Origin of the sequence: Rossellomorea aquimaris TF-12, assembly GCF_001648555.1 — a bacterium.
Taxonomy (GTDB): domain Bacteria; phylum Bacillota; class Bacilli; order Bacillales; family Bacillaceae_B; genus Rossellomorea; species Rossellomorea aquimaris.
In genome coordinates, this window is record NZ_LQXM01000030.1 from 299,453 (window position 1) to 319,024 (window position 19,572).

General features: G+C 40.8%; 16 protein-coding genes and 2 other annotated features. Of the genes, 4 read left to right on the top strand and 12 right to left on the bottom strand.

Annotation, left to right across the window (positions count from 1 at the left end):
• Nucleotides 1–45 precede the first annotated feature (45 nt).
• Complete coding sequence (locus IQI_RS18665; protein WP_156509951.1) at nucleotides 46–465, top strand: pyridoxamine 5'-phosphate oxidase family protein; 420 nt, start codon at nucleotides 46–48, stop codon at nucleotides 463–465.
• 39 nt (nucleotides 466–504) lie between these two features.
• Here IQI_RS18665 and IQI_RS18670 read toward each other — a convergent pair whose 3' ends face one another.
• A complete protein-coding gene (locus IQI_RS18670; protein ID WP_064094179.1) occupies nucleotides 505–888 on the bottom strand; it encodes an OsmC family protein in 384 nt (127 codons plus the stop codon).
• Between the two features lie 129 nt (nucleotides 889–1,017).
• Here IQI_RS18670 and IQI_RS18675 point away from each other — a divergent pair, with 129 nt between their 5' ends.
• Entirely contained in the window at nucleotides 1,018–2,199 is a 1,182-nt protein-coding gene (locus IQI_RS18675) for an MFS transporter (protein ID WP_064094180.1), read from the top strand.
• A 217-nt stretch (nucleotides 2,200–2,416) separates the two neighbouring features.
• Complete coding sequence (locus IQI_RS18680; protein WP_064094181.1) at nucleotides 2,417–4,339, top strand: heavy metal translocating P-type ATPase; 1,923 nt, start codon at nucleotides 2,417–2,419, stop codon at nucleotides 4,337–4,339.
• 292 nt (nucleotides 4,340–4,631) lie between these two features.
• Here IQI_RS18680 and IQI_RS18685 read toward each other — a convergent pair whose 3' ends face one another.
• Together IQI_RS18685 and IQI_RS18690 are read right to left on the bottom strand one after the other, a co-directional pair.
• Nucleotides 4,632–7,592: a carbohydrate binding domain-containing protein gene (locus tag IQI_RS18685; RefSeq protein ID WP_064094182.1), complete on the bottom strand. Its 2,961-nt coding sequence runs from the start codon at nucleotides 7,590–7,592 to the stop codon at nucleotides 4,632–4,634.
• Nucleotides 7,593–7,747: 155 nt separating this feature from the next.
• Nucleotides 7,748–8,770 carry a LacI family DNA-binding transcriptional regulator gene (locus IQI_RS18690; protein WP_064094183.1) on the bottom strand — a complete coding sequence of 341 codons (1,023 nt, stop codon included), beginning with the start codon at nucleotides 8,768–8,770 and terminating at the stop codon, nucleotides 7,748–7,750.
• A 362-nt stretch (nucleotides 8,771–9,132) separates the two neighbouring features.
• Here IQI_RS18690 and IQI_RS18695 point away from each other — a divergent pair, with 362 nt between their 5' ends.
• Nucleotides 9,133–10,812 (top strand): hypothetical protein, encoded by a 1,680-nt coding sequence (locus IQI_RS18695; protein WP_064094184.1) that lies wholly within the window; start codon nucleotides 9,133–9,135, stop codon nucleotides 10,810–10,812.
• A gap of 46 nt (nucleotides 10,813–10,858) precedes the next feature.
• Here IQI_RS18695 and IQI_RS18700 read toward each other — a convergent pair whose 3' ends face one another.
• The 9 genes from IQI_RS18700 to IQI_RS18740 all read right to left on the bottom strand — a co-directional run bounded on the left by IQI_RS18700 (nucleotide 10,859) and on the right by IQI_RS18740 (nucleotide 19,315).
• Nucleotides 10,859–11,425 carry a GNAT family N-acetyltransferase gene (locus tag IQI_RS18700; protein WP_064094185.1) on the bottom strand — a complete coding sequence of 189 codons (567 nt, stop codon included), beginning with the start codon at nucleotides 11,423–11,425 and terminating at the stop codon, nucleotides 10,859–10,861.
• Nucleotides 11,426–11,512: 87 nt separating this feature from the next.
• Entirely contained in the window at nucleotides 11,513–11,683 is a 171-nt protein-coding gene (locus IQI_RS20745) for a hypothetical protein (protein ID WP_156509952.1), read from the bottom strand.
• A gap of 217 nt (nucleotides 11,684–11,900) precedes the next feature.
• Nucleotides 11,901–13,331: a proline--tRNA ligase gene (proS, locus tag IQI_RS18705; RefSeq protein WP_064094186.1), complete on the bottom strand. Its 1,431-nt coding sequence runs from the start codon at nucleotides 13,329–13,331 to the stop codon at nucleotides 11,901–11,903.
• Nucleotides 13,332–13,375: 44 nt separating this feature from the next.
• Nucleotides 13,376–13,569: a binding site (T-box leader), on the bottom strand.
• A 47-nt stretch (nucleotides 13,570–13,616) separates the two neighbouring features.
• A complete protein-coding gene (locus tag IQI_RS18710; protein ID WP_064094187.1) occupies nucleotides 13,617–14,129 on the bottom strand; it encodes a hypothetical protein in 513 nt (170 codons plus the stop codon).
• Between the two features lie 30 nt (nucleotides 14,130–14,159).
• The gene (locus IQI_RS18715; RefSeq protein WP_064094188.1) at nucleotides 14,160–15,374 is read right to left on the bottom strand and encodes an MFS transporter; all 1,215 of its coding nucleotides are present in this window, start codon (nucleotides 15,372–15,374) and stop codon (nucleotides 14,160–14,162) included.
• 60 nt (nucleotides 15,375–15,434) lie between these two features.
• Nucleotides 15,435–15,684 (bottom strand) — a binding site (T-box leader).
• A 44-nt stretch (nucleotides 15,685–15,728) separates the two neighbouring features.
• A complete protein-coding gene (locus tag IQI_RS18720) occupies nucleotides 15,729–16,529 on the bottom strand; it encodes a DUF4362 domain-containing protein (RefSeq protein ID WP_064094189.1) in 801 nt (266 codons plus the stop codon).
• A complete protein-coding gene (locus IQI_RS18725; RefSeq protein ID WP_231893463.1) occupies nucleotides 16,522–17,067 on the bottom strand; it encodes a sigma-70 family RNA polymerase sigma factor in 546 nt (181 codons plus the stop codon). The genes IQI_RS18720 and IQI_RS18725 overlap by 8 nt, the downstream gene beginning before the upstream one ends.
• Before the next feature lie 243 nt (nucleotides 17,068–17,310).
• Nucleotides 17,311–17,511, bottom strand: coding sequence for a hypothetical protein (locus IQI_RS18730; RefSeq protein ID WP_064094190.1), 201 nt, complete (start codon nucleotides 17,509–17,511; stop codon nucleotides 17,311–17,313).
• 364 nt (nucleotides 17,512–17,875) lie between these two features.
• Nucleotides 17,876–19,315 carry a carbon starvation CstA family protein gene (locus IQI_RS18740; RefSeq protein WP_064094192.1) on the bottom strand — a complete coding sequence of 480 codons (1,440 nt, stop codon included), beginning with the start codon at nucleotides 19,313–19,315 and terminating at the stop codon, nucleotides 17,876–17,878.
• Nucleotides 19,316–19,572 lie beyond the last annotated feature (257 nt).

The following is a 19,572-nucleotide window of genomic DNA, read 5'->3' on the forward strand; positions in this document are numbered from 1 at the left end:
GAGATTAGACACATTAAAGGTAGAACCATTTAAGGAGGTAACATGATGGCAAAAGCATTAAAAGATCAAGTATTAGAGCTCCTTTCTCATCATAAAACAGGAACTCTGGCAACCATTCGTGACGGGAAGCCCTACTCTCGATTTATGATGTTCTACCATGATGAGTTAACACTTTACACCGCTACGAATGAGCATGCCCATAAAGCCGTAGACATTTCACAAAATCCTCATGTTCATATTCTGTTAGGCTATGATCGTGACTCAAACCATGAACATTATGTAGAAATTGAAGCAACTGCCGAGGTTGAAGAATCCGAAGAACTGAAGCATAAATTTTGGAATGAAGAGCTTAAAGCCTGGATTCCAAGTCCGGACGATCCCGAATACATGCTTCTCAAGCTAACGCCCAAAACCATTCTCTACTATGAAAAACCAGGTAAAGAACCACAGGAGCTCAGCCTTTAGTAGAATTATTTTTGAGGTCCGTTTCTCGGACCTCATTTTTTATTGTACGAGTTCAAAGGTTTCTTCGATTTTGATGCTGTCTTGTACGGATTGGACCATGGAGCAGTTTTTGCGTGTTAGGTGCATGGCTTTTTGAATTTTCTTCTCGTCAAGGTCCGTCCCTCTAATCGTAAAGTGCAGAGAGATTTCTTCTACACGGTTTGCTTCTTCTTCGTTTCGGGTGACGTCTGCTTTGATATGTATATCGTCAAATTCAATGCGCATTTTCTCCAGTACTTTTCGAAGTACTCCTCCACTGCAAACTGCTACGGATGAAACGAGTAATTGATATGGTCGAAAGCCATATTCTTCGTTACCCGAAACCTCTAACTTTCCAAACCCTAACTCTGTATAAAAGCCTCCATCTTGCATAGAAAATTCCATTATTAATTCCTTCCTTCCTATTTATGTAGTATGATGTACTAAATTTTACTCTATTCGTTTCGTATTGCCAAACATTCAAATTGAAGGTACCATCAGAGAGGTATAATTTATTTGATTGGGAGTTTTTTTATGAATCAGGCATTACGATTTCGCTTTAGGGTCTTAGTCGGGATTGTTGCGATCTCCGGGTTTTCCCAAGGGATGCTACTTCCTCTAATCGCTATCATTCTCGAACAGGAAGGCATCTCTTCTTCCTTAAACGGACTAAACGCAACCGCTTTATATATAGGAATTCTACTCGCCTCTCCATTAATGGAAAGACCTTTGCAAAAGCTAGGCTACAAACCAATGATCATAATAGGTGGAATCATAGTTGCGTCATCACTCCTCCTATTTCCTCTGTGGAAATCCTTTTGGTTTTGGTTTTTCCTGCGTTTATGCATTGGAGTCGGCGATCAAATGCTCCATTTTTCCACCCAAACGTGGATCACTTCTTTCTCACCAAAAGAACACCGGGGACGAAACATTTCCATTTATGGTGTTTCCTTTGGGATTGGCTTTGCCGTAGGACCGATGATGACTACATTGGTTTCAATACATCCGGCTTTACCGTTTATCATTTCGTCCTTATTAAGCATCATCGTTTGGCTGTTTGTATTTAAGCTACAAAACGAATTTCCTGAGCAACAGAATATGGGCAGTGCCACTTTCATCGGCTCCTTCCAACGATTTGGCAAGGTGTTCAAGTACGCTTGGGTCGCCCTTTTGCCTCCATTAGGCTATGGATTTTTAGAAGCTTCTTTAAATGGAAACTTCCCCGTATTCGCACTAAGAAACGGACTTTCCATCGAAGCCGTATCGATTCTTTTACCTGCATTTGCTGTAGGTGGCATTGTGTCTCAGCTTCCCCTTGGAATTTTAAGCGATAAATTTGGGAGACAAAATATTCTCCTTATCGTTATGCTAATCGGCTTCCTTTCCTTTTCAGCAGCAGGAATCGTAGCTGACTCTATACTAGGCTTATTCATTTGCTTCACACTGGCAGGTATGGCTGTAGGATCTACCTTTTCACTTGGCATTAGTTACATGACGGACCTTTTGCCAAAGGAATTACTTCCAGCCGGTAATATTATGTGCGGAATCTTTTTTAGCTTCGGTAGTATGATTGGTCCATTTGTTGGGGGAATTACGATAGACTGGCTCAAAGGTTCAAGCTTCTTCTATTTAATAAGCTTCATGCTATTCATTATTTTTGTAAGCTTATTATCCTTTTCCCTTCAAAATCGACGCCGGGAAATTACTCAGAACTAATCAGCACAAAAAACTTTCCAACCTCGTATAAATGTGGTATTATAAATTATAATAATTATAAATTAAAAACTTTTATAAATATATGTCCACGAACACCAGCAGATTTGCTGTCACCTGTAAAAGGTGGCAGCTTTCGTCGTTTTATAAGGGTATTGACGTTGATTATTATTCTCAATGAGAATCCTGGATTTTCATTTATTACAAGGAGGAAAACGTAATGAGCTCTCAATCTAAAGCCTTTCCTATGGGAAGCCATAATGAAAAAATACAATTACTTGATAAAATAAAGCCTCATGCAGAATTAATCGCCGCTTTAGTCAGTGGTGTCTTTATTTTACTGGGATGGCTGTTTTCAAAGGATGAATCCTCTGCCACCTTGAGCATCGTCTTTTATTTATTGGCCTTCGTTATTGGAGGATTTGCCAAAGCAAAAGAAGGAATCGAAGAAACGATTGAAAATAAAGAACTGAATGTGGAAATGCTCATGATTTTCGCAGCCGTCGGTTCTGCCATCATTGGATACTGGACTGAAGGAGCCATCCTTATTTTCATCTTTGCAGTCAGTGGTGCACTTGAAACCTATACGATGAATAAGAGTCAGAAAGAAATCTCAGCACTGATGGAATTGCAGCCTGAGGAAGCATGGCTTGTAACCAATGGTGGCGAAAAGAAGGTCCAAGTATCCACCCTTGATATTGGGGACCAAATATTAATTAAACCAGGTGAGCGTGTTCCAACCGATGGTGTCGTCATCAAAGGAAACACGACGATTGATGAGGCAGCTATCACGGGAGAAGCCGTTCCCGTTACAAAAGCTCAACAAGACGAGGTGTTTGCTGGTACGGTAAACATCAATGGTGCTATTACCATTGAAATGACCAAACCAAGCAGCGAAACCCTTTTCCAAAAAATCATCGATCTCGTTCAATCTGCTCAAAGCGAAAAGTCCCCTTCCCAGCTGTTTATCGAACGCTTTGAAGGGACTTATGTGAAAGTCGTTCTAGTTGTTGTCTTTCTTATGATGTTTCTCCCACACTTCTTCCTTGGGTGGAGCTGGACAGAAACCTTTTACAGAGCAATGGTCTTACTGGTGGTCGCATCTCCTTGTGCTCTCGTAGCAGCCATTATGCCTGCAAGTCTATCGGCTATTTCAAACGGAGCGAGACACGGTATTCTCTTTAAAGGTGGCGCTCACTTAGAAAACCTCAGCAATATTAAAGCCATTGCCTTTGATAAAACAGGTACCTTAACAAAAGGAAAGCCAGTTGTGACGGATCTGTTAGTAAGTAGTCAATTAGAGGAACATGACGTGTTACACATTGTGGCATCCATTGAAAATCAATCCAATCATCCACTGGCACAAGCCATTGTCGGTCACGCTCGTAAACAGTTAGACCGGGCTCTATTCCAACCCGATTCTCTCGAAGATGTATCAGGATGGGGAGTCAAAGCAATGGTAAACGGCGAAGAATGGAAAATTGGAAAAGCTGATTTTGTGGATAAAGTGTTAGCAGAACAATTCATGGATGGTGCTTTTAACAAGCTTGCTTCAGAAGGAAAAACCACCGTCTTCGTCGCGAAGGAAAATACAATCGTCGCTCTTATCGCTCTAAAAGACGTCGTTCGCAAAGAAACCATTGAAGCACTTGAACTCTTGAAAAAAGAAGGCGTCCAAACCATCATGCTAACGGGAGACAATGAAAAAACAGCACGCGCCATTGCCGAAGAAGCAAAAGTGGCTTCCTTTATCGCCGAATGTCTGCCTGAAACCAAAGTAGAAGAGCTGAAAAAGCTAAAAGAACAATTTGGAACAGTTGGAATGGTTGGAGACGGTATCAACGATGCTCCTGCCCTGGCAACGGCGAACGTCGGCATCGCCATGGGTGAAGGAACCGACGTAGCTCTCGAAACCGCCGATGTCGTCTTAATGAAAAACGACCTTACCCGGATCGCAGAAGCCATTAAACTATCGAAAAAAATGAAGCGTATCGTTCAACAAAATGTCGTCTTCTCCATCGCCGTCATTATGATACTGATCGCTTCAAACTTCCTGCAGCTACTGGATCTTCCATACGGAGTCATCGGTCACGAAGGAAGTACGATTTTGGTTATTTTAAATGGATTGCGTTTATTGAAATAGAGGAATGGCAGCTAATCTTTATGGATTAGCTGCTTTTTTTTGATGGGTGTTGGGTTTTTCTGCTGTTTTGGGGATTTATCTTCCGTTTTGGAATTTTATCTTCCATTATTTCTTTTTATCTGCCAAAATTCCAATATATCTGCCATTCTTGTAAATTCGACAAAAAACCCCCTGCCCTCCACAAGGTCCGTCCCTCATCTTCCGTTCGGAAAAATCCGCACCGTTCCCCTGGAGGTCCGTCCCTCAATAAATAAAAGCACAGCGCCAACAGGCGCTGTGCTTTTATAGTGATTTACTTCAGTTCTACATTATCAATCATCACTTCATGCTCTCCTATTGGTGAGCCTGTTGCACCTAATAAGAACTTTAAACTTGTTAGTTCACTTTTTGGCATGGTAAAGGTATATTCATAGTGTGTTTTCTCGCCATTGAGTTGAACCTTTTCTGATAGAAAGCGTGTGTATTGACTGTTTTCAATGGTTACTTCCATTGATCGTTCGACGGTTGATTGTGCATCGAAGGAAAGGGTGTATTGTCTATTCGGTTCTAAAACGACATTTCCTTGATAGAACTGAACGCTCCAAGTTTCATTTCCCTCTTGTCCAATCACAACTTTTGCCTGACCGTCTTCATGCTGAACGCTTGCTGCAGCATCCTTGTGAATATAGGAAGTCCATGGGTCTAGTCCACCATCGAAGGTTCCGTTTTTAATGAGGGATGAGTCAGCTGGCCCTCCTATTTTCACTAGCTTGATCCCGTCCAGTTTTACCTCTTCTGTGCTTCCACCTAGATGAATGATGAGTTGCGATTCTAAATCCGTTACATCTGGCATCATGAAGCTCATGGATTGCTCTCCCCATTCTGTATCAAGGGAAAGGGTTTCTGATGCATAGGTAACATGACCATCATGACTTTTGAATTCTATTTGAATATCCCGAGCACTTTCAGCTTTTGCGTTCAGGGTTAGCTCATATTCACTTTCACTTTGTAGCTGCAGTCCCTTTTGAACGAGTTGAACATCTTCAGAAAGATCCGCGAATTGAGCCCATAGAACACGTTCATCCGCATCCACTTTAATAGAAGCTGCATTTGCCGGGTCTACTATGTTCCAGTAAAGTAAACGGTCTGGATAGCCTTGATCAAAGGTACCGTTGTACACTAGGTTCCCATCAGGAAGTGGTGATTTTGAAGCATCCGGATTCATAACAATAGGAGAAATTTCTTCTATTCTTGCGTTGCCTATCCATACAGGCATAGTGGAAAGTCCAAGGTTAAATTCCATACGAGCGGCAAGGTCCGTCTCTTCTGTCATTTGAAACACCATTTCATATGTTTGAAGTTGATCAGTAAGAGAAAAAGATTCACTTCTTGAATAGGTTGCAAACCCTCTTTCTGCCCCACCATTAACCTTTACATTGATTGGACGATTATCACTTGATTTCGCATCAAATGTAACTCGATAATATCGTCCTTTTCCAATTGATGCATCCTGAATTAGTTGTACCGAATAAGGCTGACTGCCTGGATTTTGAATATCTACTTTCGCATACGATTGACCGTCAAGCTGGTCGATGGCAATATCCGCTTCACCGCCAAAGTCTGGTAGTGTAAGGAAATACCAATAATCTGTATTCTCTACCCCTTGAATTCCTTCTACGTTTTCCCAATCTTGGTCAAATCCATTGTTATAGATTAAATTCCCGTCCTCTAATGGCTGTTTCGCACCCTCTGGTAAAGGCTCTGGTTCTACCGTTGGAAGCTCCAGTGTTTTATATGGACGACCTGTTAAATCATAGGCACGTACGTATTCAACTTCCATTGACTGAGGGAACATCGTTTCTGCCGTTGGATCTCCATCAAAGTTCCCTCCAACTGCCAGGTTTAAAAGCAGATGAAATGGTTGATCAAACGGAGCTGGGTACGTGTAGTTTGCAGCAGTACTAGTACCTTTGCTGTACCAATTGTTTTGGGTTTGAGTTAGCTTTCCATCCACATACCAGCGAATTTCTCCCGGCTCCCATTCAAGAGAATAAACATGTTCGTCAGAGATCGTTGTTCCGTCTTCGAACGCATAGTGGGAACCTGTATACTTGTTGTTTGGCCAGGTTTCTCCATAATGAATAGTTCCGATTACCTCATGAGGGTTACTCCCTTGTACCTCCATGATGTCAATTTCTCCAGATGAAGCCCACGCTCCATACACATCATCCTCAGGAAGCATCCAAAATGCCGGCCAATAGCCTTTCCCAACCGGGAGGGAAGCCTTCATTTCAAATTTCCCATATGCCTTAGCGAAAAGCCCTTTTGTTTTCAAGCGGGCAGAAGTATAGGAATAGCCTTCATACTCCTCTTCTTTTGCTGTTATGAAAAGCTTTCCATCTTCTGTTTTTGCATTTTCAGGTCGGTCTGTGTAGTATTGCTTTTCATTATTACCCCAACCCGAAATAAATTGTCCGTTTTCATCTAAAAACCCGTTGCCAATATCAAATGTCCACTTATCCCGATCAATCTTCGTTTGATTAAATTCATCATGCCAAATGAGTGACCATGGTGTAACGAAGGAGGCGGCGTCGCTTGTTTCCTTCCCATTCACCACAATGGAGGTTTTTAAGGTTGCCTTTTCTATGGAACCTTCCCCATCAATCGTAGAGCTTTGACCACCCTCTGATACCACTAACTCCTGCACTAAACTATCAGTAGGTAGAAGAATAGATGAAAGCGCGTTCAAAATTAACCCTTCAGAAATACCTTGAAGCTCTAATTGAGCAAGACCACTTTTACCAGCCATTGTAATGGTCTCAAATTCCCCGTCTAGTGTAGATTTTTCTTTTTTAGAGGGAGATGAAAATACCGTTACATCTTGAAACCCTTCAGACGTAATCTCGTTTTCTTCTAAACTAGCATTTGCACTCAGCAAGGTTTCATTTATGTCTGATTTTCCAGAGACAGTAATTTTCGTTGAAAATGATGGTGTAATTACAGAGAGGATGTGTAACTTTGAATCTGTTACTTGAAGAGTTTCAGGTGCTGTTCCCTTTATTAGGGTTGTACCAAGTACCGTCACGTTATCTAACGTAATATTCTCACCAGCGTCAGGTGTAATGACTAAGTTCCCTTCAATCGTTGTGTCCTTTAAAATAGAATCCTTGAGATGGTATTGCTTTTCTTTGCTATTTGCTTTCCCCATATTTCCGGGAGCCAAAGCAAAGATCAGGCATGCAGCCGTAAGAGAGGTGACTACTTTTTTAATCATGATACGCCTCCTTTTTCATTTATGTCCCACGTAGGACATTTGCTTATAACTATAAGAGCATATCCCATCTTTGACAACATTTTTTTACAATAATAATAAGGAGAAGAGACACAAAAAAACGCTCAAACCCTTAGGATTTAAGCATTTTCTGAAAATTATTTTTTTGAAATACAGGAACCCCTTTTGACAAGGGATGCTTGAAAGGAACTCGTTTTTTCAATGGGCTGCTGCTCCATCTGATTAATCAACTGCTCAACTAATGAAACCGCCATCTCTATTCGTGGTACATGCATCGTTGTTAAAGGCGGAGAGGTATGTTCTGTCAGCAATATATCATCAAACCCAATAAGGGAGACGTCTTCTGGAACCCTTCGATTGGCCGCTCTTAAAGCTTTAAGAGCACCAATAGCAATATAATCATTTGAGCACACAATGGCAGACGGTAGTGTCCCCTTTTGAATCCAATGATTAATCGCTTCTGTCCCTGCTTCTTCCACGAATTTTCCTTTGAAAACAAATTCTGATTTTGGTTGAATCCCTGCTTTTTCAAGAGCTTTTTGGTAACCTCTATAGCGTTCATTGGCAGCATTATTATCTTCGTCCCCTGTAATGATGCCAATGTCCCTATGGCCAAGCTGAAGGAAGTAATGGGTAGCCTCCATGGCACTTGCTTCATTTTCAAATAATGGCATGGGAATTGAAGGCGCAGGATTGCCCACATTGTTCTGATCAAATACCCCTACCAAAAAGTTGGCTGATGTGATTTGATCCACAATCTCTTGAACGTTTGTCCAACTGATGATGATTCCCCCATCTATGCTTTTTTCACGGTACAGCTTTAAAATAGGAGAAGAATCCGTCACGTCGGTCATGGTCACAAGCACATTGTACCCCCGCTCAGAGCAAGCACTGATTATCGATCCAATCACCACACTGTAAAAAAGATCATCAGAATAGATTCGGTGTTTGGAAGGATCTTGTATGATAAAAAGCCCAATCGTGTGCGTTTTTTTCTTTACGAGTCGCCTTGCCGAAACATTAGGCTGATATTGATGCTCTTCCATAATGGTAAGAATACGATCCCGCGTTTCAGGTCGTACTTGGTCCGAATTGTTTAGCACACGCTGTACCGTCTTCCTCGATACCCCCGCAAGCTTCGCAATATCAAATATATCCATAATTTCCTCCTGATTGGTTGGTCTTTCTTTACGTTATATTATAGCCGATGATGGATTGGTTGTGTTTGGTTTATGTTTATCTGCCGTTTCGGAGATATATCTGCCGTCTTTTCAATTTATCTGCCGTTCCTGAAATATATCTGCCATTATTTCTTTTTATCTGCCAAAATCCAAATATATCTGCCATTCTTCCAATTTCGACAATATCCACACCGTTTCCTTGGAGGTCCGTCCCTCAAACATCCTCAAACATCTCTCAAAAACCTTTCAAACACCTCACCACAAAAACAAAATGAAACCTAGACGTCCTTCCAAACGTATATACAGTATAAATAGAAATAGAACCTTGAAAGGGGATCGACATGAGTAACATCTTATTATTTTCCGTTATCGTAGGCTTGGTTATGGCCTTATTGATTGTTCCTGTAACACTCTCTAGAAAGGACCGTAAAAAAGAGGGGCATCCTCCGCTTATTGGGTTCATGGTTGTCACACTAATATTATCTTTTGTGGCCGTATTTGTTTTTTATTATGTGACAAATCTTGATCGAAACTTCACTTCGGTTTGGATCTTACTGATATTTGCTACTGGAGTGGGAGCTGCCTTTGCCACTGGAGTCGAACGATTGGTGAAGAGTGCTCTGTTTCTAGCCAGCCTTCTCGTAGGAGCTTATTTTCTATCAGCCTTTGTCTTTAATGCTGATGAAAAATATGATTCTGCTAAGATGGAGGTTCAAACTGAAATTGAAGCATTTGATGAAAGTGAAACACCAGCCAGTGTTCCACCACAGTTTGCTCGAAATAAAATGAAGAAGTCCTTCGGTCAGGTACCGAATACGAGTTACTATGATCTTGGACGTTTGCAAATTCAAAAGGTTAATGGGGAGTATGTATATATTGCTCCTGTTGAATTCTCTGGATTTTTCAAATGGTTTAAGGGAGATAAAACACCTGGGTATTTCACCTTGAGCGCCACAGATTCGTCTGATAATCCAACCTTTATCAAAGAAGAAATGGTCTACACACCATCTGCTTACTTTAATAAGAAAATTGAACGGCATATTCGTATGAGCTATCCAACGTACATTTTTAATGGTGACGTTCAGCTTGAAATTGATGATGATGGAAAGCCTTATTATATTCGCACGTATGGAGAGTTTATTTCTGCTCGAAACGGTTTTGAAGTAAAAGGAATCGTGATGGTAGATCCGAAAAATGGCGGGGCAACATCCTATGCGCTAAAGGATGTACCAGAATTTATCGATGGAGCTTTATCACCGGACACGGTTAGTTTACAAAACAGTTATTTTGGTAACTACGTTCAAGGGTTTTGGAACAGCAAGTTTGGTAAATCGGATGTAAAGCTTCCTTCTGATGAAGGAACGGAAGCGAATGTGAGTCCTATTTTTGACGAAAATGGCGACATGTATTATTTCACGGACTTCACGTCTCCTAAAGAAGGCGTAGATTCCATGCTCGGGTATTCACTGACTAACTCTAGAACAGGTGAAGCCACCTTCTATACAGGAAACTTAGAGAAGTCTTACATGGATTCTCAAGGAGCTCTGCAAATCATACAGAAAAAATTCATCGAGAAGAAATGGGACGGAGAAATGCCTGTTCTTTACAACTTCTACGGTGAAGCAAGCTGGTTAACACCTGTATTGGATGCCAATGGCTTCCTGCAAAATTATTTTATCGTTTCAGCAGCGAATCCAGAAATCTCAGCCTATGCCAACACCCCAAATCAAGCCTTAAAGCAGTATAAAACAGCCCTGCAACGAGGCGGCAGCAGCGTTGACGGAAGCTCAAAGGCCGAAGAGAAGCAAGTAAAGGGAACCGTCGTCAGGGTCTACAAGGAAAAAGCCGGTGAATACACTACGGTTTCATTCCTACTGGACAACGGTCAAAGCTACATTGTTTCATCTGAAAATAGCTTACTTGCCATTTATTTAAAAGAGAACGATAAGGTTAACGTTACCTACTTAGATACTGGTGAAGCGTTCTTACCAGTCAAAGAAATGAAAATTGAAGGCTTGTAAAATAGAAGAAAAGACGGAATCCTCATGATTTCGTCTTTTTTTTGCATTAATATAGAAACTCCTCTGCATTTACATAGTAAATAAGATTATCCGTCCACTTCCCCTGCTCATGAATGAAGCCTTTCCTGGTACACTCATACTTCATCCCAATGCTTTCTGCCAGTTTAATAGAAGGAAGATTATCAAGGTTAATATGAGCCTCGATTCGATGGTAATTGATTTTCACATGTGCTAATTGAATGGCCGCTTTCACCGCTTCTTTCCCGTACCCTCTGCTCCAGTAGCTGTTGTGTAATATGTACCCAACTCTACCCCATTGGAAGTTGTACCTCATGAGAGTAGAGAAATCAATGGTACCAATGTTGGCTCCACCCTTTCTCAAAAACACTCCTAAGATGTATACCTGATCGTTTTCGATCATCTGATTATGCTTATCAATCATTTCGTTGAACCAGTATTCTGTGCACTCACTCATATCCTGATACCCTATATCATATTTATGCTGAGATGGAAGTCTATTAAGATGTTCATGGAGCCAATTCTGGTAATCTCTTTTTACAAAGGGCCTTACGATTAGTCGTTCTGTTTCAATCGTTAAGTCATTATGGTTCATGGGACACCGCTCCCCTCCGTTTGATTATGACTAAAGTATACCATGGATGTAAAAGAGCGTTCCTCATCTGAGAAACGCTCCAGGAACCTACTTTTCATCCCATTCTTCCTCTAATTCTTTTTCAATCTGCTCATCGGTTAAGAAGTCTTCATCCTGACGTTTCACGTGCTCAGTGATGGTGTTCAATTTGGCATGAATGACCCAAAGGCTGATTACTACATATAGCATAAATAAAACAAAGATGATTTCCACTTCCATATAATCGCCTCCTTTACCTATGTTTATTAAAAACAATCGGTAAATAGACGACTTATCCTAGAAAAAGGTGGGAAGAACCAGATCTTTTTTTAAAGCTGTTTTCGTAAACTTTGTTGGTATTGAAAAAACGAGTAATAATTGATTTCCTCACCAATCAACTTAGTGTAGAAATCAACGATAAGCTTAACATTAGAATATCCCTTCCGGAAAGATCCTTTTAATATGCTTTCGCCCAATATACCAAATGCTTCGATTCTTTGTCGCAGCAGATACACGTATCAGAAAGAGACTCCTGTGCAAACGGTATGCATCTTGACGTAGCACTTGTTTCTTCTTTGATTTTATCCTCGCAAGCTTCGTCTCCACACCACATGGCTTTGACGAACCCGCCCTTGGTTCGAATGGTTTCTGTAAACTCTTTGAAAGTTTTTGCTACGGTCGTTTGTTCTTCCCGATGATCTCTTGCTTTTTCCAATAAATGAATTTGGATGTCGGTTAGCAATTCGGCTACTTTTTCTTCTAATTCACTTACTGGCACAGTAATCTTTTCACCTGTATCTCTTCTTGCCAGAATAACTTGACCATTCTCTATGTCTCGTGGTCCTACTTCAAGTCGTAATGGGATTCCCTTCATTTCGTATTCATTAAACTTCCAGCCTGGCTTCTTGTCACTTGCATCGATATCGACTCGAGCAACAGAAGACAGCTGGTCTTTTAAGGCATAAGCAAAATCGAGAACCCCTTCCTTGTGTTGAGCAATCGGAACAATCATCAGTTGAGTCGGAGCAATTCTTGGTGGTACGACGAGGCCTCTGTCGTCACCGTGGACCATAATCATGGCTCCGATAATTCGAGTCGTGAATCCCCAGGATGTTTGCTGTACATATTGGAGCTTTCCTTCTCGATCGGTGAACTGAATGCCAAATGCTTTGGCAAAACCATCTCCTAAGTGATGGGATGTTCCTGATTGAAGGGCCTTTCCGTCATGCATTAAGCTTTCGATGGTATAGGTGTATGTTGCACCTGCAAACTTTTCTTTCTCCGTTTTTTGACCTTTGATAACAGGAATCGCAAGTAATTCCTCACATAGCTCTCCATATACCTCAAGCATTTTCAGGGTTTCTTCATGTGCATCCTCATGGGTTTCGTGACATGTATGTCCCTCCTGCCACAAAAATTCCAGTGTGCGAAGAAATGGACGTGTAGTCTTTTCCCACCGAACCACATTGGCCCATTGATTGTATAGCTTAGGCAGATCTCGATAGGAATGAATAATGTTTTTGTAATGCTCACCAAACAGTACTTCTGACGTTGGGCGGACGCATAATCGTTCAGCTAACTCCTCTTCTCCACCATGTGTCACCCATGCTACTTCAGGTGCAAAGCCTTCAATATGATCCTTCTCTCGCTGGAGCAGGCTTTCAGGAATAAACAATGGCATATACACATTTTCATGGCCTGTTTCTTTAATTTTTACATCCAGAGCATTCTTAATATTTTCCCAAATGGCGTACCCGTAAGGTCGAATGATCATGGAGCCTCGCACGCTTGAGTAATCAATAAGCTCTGCTTTCGTAACCACATCAGTATACCATTGGGCGAAGTCTTCCTTCATTCCCGTTACATTTTTCACAAATTCCTTTGCCATTGTAAGCACCTCTTTTTTATAAAATAAAAAAAGCCCTACTTCTCATTAGGGACCATTTCCGGCGGTACCACCCTAATTCAAAGCAAAGCTTTACTCTCATACATGATAACGGTATTGAACCGCTGATAAATCAGAACTTAGAGGCAGGTTCAAACGGTTGTCAGTAGGAGCTTTTCACCACACGGCTCCCTCTCTAAAAAGACAAGATCATTTTACTAATCCTCGGCATTGTTTCAACTATTTTAGATGATTATATAGAGATTTCTTATATGTGTCAATCACTGTTTATTCACCGGACATAACGGGATTCACTTCAAGATTCACGAAATCCCCATCATGGATTGCATAGAATAATCGTGAATCCTTTGAAATACTTAATTCTCTTTGAGGTCCGTCCCCGGAAAGGAGTATTTTTTCGATGGTGTAGTCGTAGGCTTTGCCTGCGAGTATGGGAACTTTGAGACCGGACTCTGTGATGTAATCGAATCCTACTGTTGTGAAGTTGCTTTCTCCTTCGAAGCCATGACCAGGACTACTTCTATACCAGCTATAACCTTTTTCCCCTTTAGTTATACTAGCCACCCATAGAGAACCGTCTCGCGAATAGAAAACAAGGGTCTCCCCTTCGACCTCTTTTGTTGATAGAAGTTCTGTTTTAGCAGTGGAATCCTCTACTTCACTATTTAATCCATATTCAATGGCTTCTTTTTTTGTATCAAACCATTGAGTGGAATCTTCCTCACTACAAGCTCCTAATAGAAGCATCATCACAAGAAACATGCTGGATATTTTTTTCATAGCTTCACTCCCTTATTCTCATTGTAACCTTTATACATTTATTTTCCATAAAATTCCGTTATTTAATTTCTTTGGGTACAAGCTGTAAAAACAAAGAATGATGGTAACAATCAACATTGTTAAACAACCGGTTATGACCATGGTCTCAAGGGAGATCAGGTGGGCTAAAACTCCAATCAATATAGTCGTGATGATGACGAGCACTCCCTCGATCAATCCATATATACTCCCTACTCTCCCCATGATCTCCACAGGGATGTTATTTTGGTAAAAGGTTTGAAAGCCTGTGTTAGCAAAGGCGAGGGCAAAGGATAAAACAAAGACTCCTATCGCTGCTAATGTGAATCCGTTTGAAATCGAATACACCACATAACCAGCCGAAACCATAACAGAGCCGATTCCAATCAGCAATGAAGGTTGAAGCCTTTTGACAAATACAGTATTCACAATGGACCCGACGACAAATCCACCTCCAGCAATACTGACAAGATACCCGTACGTACTGTTTGAAAGGGAAAGAACTTCTTTTGAAAAAGCAGCTTCAAGGGAATCCACCGCTGCTGTCATCACCAGCATAAGGCTGAATAAAAAGCATATGAGCATCACATAGGTATGACGAAGACTAAAGCTCCATACTACTTGCCAATCCTTTTTTAAAAGTTCAATGGAAACGGTATTGCCTGCGGTATGCTCTGTATCAAGATTAGGCAAAAGCAATGTGATCATTCCCGACAAAATTAATGCCAGAGCATTCATATAGAGAGCAAATACAGGGGTCCCAATGATAAATAATACCCCTGCAATGGCTGGACCTATAAGAAAAGCACCTGAACCGATCAGTGTTTTAAGTGCGTTAAAACGCTGTCTGCTTTCTGCTGGAATCAGCTTCGTCATATACGTGATAGATGTAGGATAAAACATGGCACTTGCCATATTGATGATAAATACAACGGCATACATCAATTCCATAGAAGAGATGAATGGCAATGTCCCGATCAATGCTCCCCTAAACAAATCCAGAGCTACCATTGCATTACGTTTGTTCATTCGATCGATAACACTTCCTGCCCAGCTGTTTGTAAAAAGAGCTGCTAATGGTTTTAAAACGTATAAAATACCAACAGCAAGAGCTGAACCACTTTCATCCAGGACAATTAAGTTTAGAGCGATAAGATAAATCCATGCCCCCACATTCGATATTCCGATTCCGAGCAACAGTAACAATGGATATTTTCCTTTTTTCATGTGAATTCCTCCCGCGATATGATTAAACCAATAAAAAAATCCCACCCCCAAGACATTCATCTTGGGGGCGAGATTTGTATCGCGGTGCCACCCCAGTTTATTAATATGTCACCATATTAACCTTTTCGGGTACGGCAAAAATAAGCTTATACCCTAGCTCTATAACAGGAGCTCCTGTCACATCATCACCAATTTAGTTCCAATGTGCTGCTCAGAGTCTTGGTTCAACAACGTCCCTCTTGCTCCCTTTCAGCTACCGGAGCTCTCTGTAAAGAATTCAGCCATCTAATCTTCTCGTCATCGCGTTTTGTTAATTTTTACTATATTATCATGTTACCATTTTTGTGTAAATGTTTAATTTTCAGCTTTTTCAGCCTCTGATAAAATAAAGTCATCTTCAAGCTTCCACCCATAACGCACATTATAAAATTCCCCATTGTTCATTTGTTCCCATAAGACTTTATTTCTTACCTCGATTTTAATGAAGTCACTCTTTTTAGCATACTTCCTTGGTGTACGAATATCCATTACAACATAATGCTTTTCACCGATGACTTCTTTATCTATCACTTGTCCTTTTGCAAACACATGATCCACAATAAACGGGACCGTGAGTAGTGTGATTTCCGTCGCCATTTCATCCTTCTCTTTCCTGCATCCTTGAAGTACATACTTTCCATAATCACGATTTTCACCGTACTCCAACTCTTCGCACTCATGCTTTCCAATGAAATCCCCATCAACCTTAAAGGTAAGGTCGAAATTATTACCATCGAAGCGAACATGGTGAATCCCTTCCTGGCCCTCTATCCCAAAAGAGATAACCTTGATTTCCGCTTTCTTCTTATTTTTAACCTTTTTATAAAATGACTCGAAATCCTCCAGGTTTTCAACCTCGTCGAACCCCCTAGTGACTTCCTTCACTTCATCACCAGGGAACGGGTTAAATTCGCCCTTTACCAAACCATAAATGAGGACAATCACCAGTATAATCCCAAAGCTTACAAAAGGGGCATACCATCGACGTCGGTACTCCTTTTTGTTCTTTTGGGATACCTTTTTCCGTACCTCATCCTTCATTTGATGGGTAAATTCAAACCCATTTAACCCTTCCTCCGTCATTTTTTTGATCTGATTCTGAAGCTCCCTATCCATCCTGATGCCCCCCTTTCGGATACATTTTATGTAATCGCCGTTTTCCATTTTTCAATCGGGTTTTCACTGTATTTGCATTGATATGTAAACATTCAGCTATTTCATTGATCTTCAGCTCTTCATAATAGTATAAAAATAATACCTCTCGATACTTTACAGGTAAGGATAATAAATGAGCATGAAGCTCCTTGCTGCTTTCATTTTGTATAGCAAGTGATTCAGGGATATCCCGCTCCTTGAGCAATTCACTTACCTTATTCGAAATTAAAACTTTCCTCGTGTCCCACCTCTTTAAATGGTCTTTGCTTTGATTAATGGCAATTCGTATAATCCACGTTTTAAGGGAAGATTCGCCTCTAAACTCATCATATTTTTGATAAAACTTCACAAACACCTCTTGAGCAATATCCTCAGCAAGGCCGTAATCCTTCACATATGAATAGGCAAGATACAACACCTCATTGCCATATTCGTTCATGACGTTTTCTAGTAATTCATCTTTTGATCTTTCGATTGGTTGCTTAAGGTTATCCCTCAATGTGTCATCACCTCTGCTCTACTTCCCTTGTATACTTTTGACGAGGCTAGGGGGAAAAAGTTTGATTTTATTTTTCCTGCCGATTTGGTGAAATACGTTCCATATTTTTGATTTACATTCCAAAATTTCATTTTTCATTCCATTTTTAAAATTTACGTTCCAAAAACTCTATATATCTGCCATTCTACATTTTTCGACACAAAAAAAGAGCGCTCCTCAGCACTCTTCTCTTCCCTGTCATGATTAGCTACCCATTTTACGACGAGTATTGCTAGGCTTCTTCGTTTGCTGACTTTGCATGCGCTGGTTTGAAGCCTGGCCATTGTTCGCTTGCTTTCCTTTGCCTTGTGCTTCTTTCTTCTTAGCCAGCTGTTGCTTCATCGCTTCTTGCAGGCTGATTTTCTTTTTTTCCGGCTGTATTGTTTGATCATTATTATTAGACATAATGTAATCTCCTTCTGAGACAACTATTTTTTGACTCTTTTTCATTATAATACAAGCGTTGACAGAAAACATCTGGATAATTCAAATGTTCCTTAAGCAACCAAAAAAAAGACCAACCCTCTAAGGGATTGGTCTCTACCTACTAGTGATATCCATTCTGCCCATTTGCAGAGCTGGAGGTTTTGTTTTTTGGTTTGTGTTTGCTGTTTTGCTTTGTTCCGCCGTCTTTTTTCGTTTTCTTTGTCACGTTGAATCACTCCTATTGAATGGTGTAAGCAAGGAAAACTGATCGTTGGTGAAGCATTCTTATTTTGCACCAAAAAAGAAAAGAGTTTCCCGGTAATTTCCGGAAAACCCTTTTCCATTATGCGGCTATTTCCTCGTCGACAATAATGTCTACACCAGCATTCAAACGTTTTTTCACTGTAGAAATAAAAGCAAGAATAGCACCGATCGTAACAATAGTTGCGCCTGCATAAGCCACCGTCATAGATAATCCAAATCCGATTGGTGCACTTAAAATATACGTAAAGGTTACCATGGTCATGAACACCGCTGGAATTGTCGCCACCCAGTGAGGCTTCCTCTGAAGGGCTAAATACATGGCACCGACCCAAAGGGCAATCATAGCCGTTGATTGATTTGCCCATGAGAAGTATCTCCATAAAAGGTTAAAATCAATTTTTGTTAGAACAAAGGAAATCGCAAATAGTGGTAAGGCAATCCATAAACGACTTGAAATCTTTGCTTGTCCTACTTTGATGTAATCCGCAATGATCATACGTGCACTTCTAAATGATGTATCACCAGATGTGATTGGAAGAATAATAACACCTAGAATCGCTAACGTTCCTCCAACCGATCCAAGCATTAGAATCGAAACTTCACTCACAACCGCTGCTGGTCCGCCTTCTTTAAGAATGGCATTCAGCTCGCCTGGTTGGAATAAACTCATAGCTGCTGCTGCCCAGATCATAGCGATAATTGCTTCTAAAATCATCATACCGTAGAAAATTTTACGTCCATTCTTTTCATTTTGTGTCGTTCTAGAAATGATTGGAGATTGAGTTGCATGAAAACCTGAAAGTGCTCCACATGAAATGGTTAAGAATAATAATGGGAAAATTGCAACAGAATCAGGATGCATATTGCTAAGAGTGATTTCAGGAATGTCCGCTCCTGTAATCACCAATCCTGCTCCAATTCCAACGGCACTCACAACAAGCAGTGCTCCGAAAAACGGATAGAGACGACCAATGATTTTATCAATCGGAAGAAGGGTTGCTACAATATAATAAATAAAGATGGCTGCAAGAATAACCCCTAAACCAACCCAAGCCGGTGTTAAATTAGAAATTAATGTAGCAGGTGCTGTAACGAAAACCGTCCCTACTAACACTAATAAAAGAATCGAGAATGCGTTTACAATATGCTTCATAGATTTACCAAGGAATTTCCCTGCAAGCTGAGGTAAATGAGCCCCACCGTTACGAATGGAAATCATACCCGTTAAATAATCGTGAACCGCTCCTGCAAAAATAGCTCCAAGTACAATCCAAAGAAACGCAACGGGACCATACAAAGCTCCCATAATCGGACCAAAAATTGGACCCACCCCTGCAATGTTCAATAACTGAATCATCGAGTTTCGCTTCGTGTCCATCGGTACGTAATCCACCCCATCCGCTTTCGCATAAGCCGGAGTCGAACGTCCCTCATTAATACCAAATATCTTTTCAATAAATTTTCCATATGTGAAATAACCAATAACTAATAATGCAATTGAGACCAGAAATGTGACCATGATGATGATCCCCTTTCGTTCTTTTGTGAATACGCTTACATTATATCAACTGCATTCACACATTCGACACATTCTGTTTAACATGTCCCAAAATCGGGTTAAGATGTTGGGAGGTGGGGATGACGTGTGGGGGTTAGGAGGGTGCCTGGTACATTTCAAGGGTTTGGTGCCTGGTACGAATGTTGGTTTCTGTGCCTGGTACATTTCTTCGCTTTGGTGCCTGGTACAAATGTTGGCTTTTGTGCCTGGCACATCTA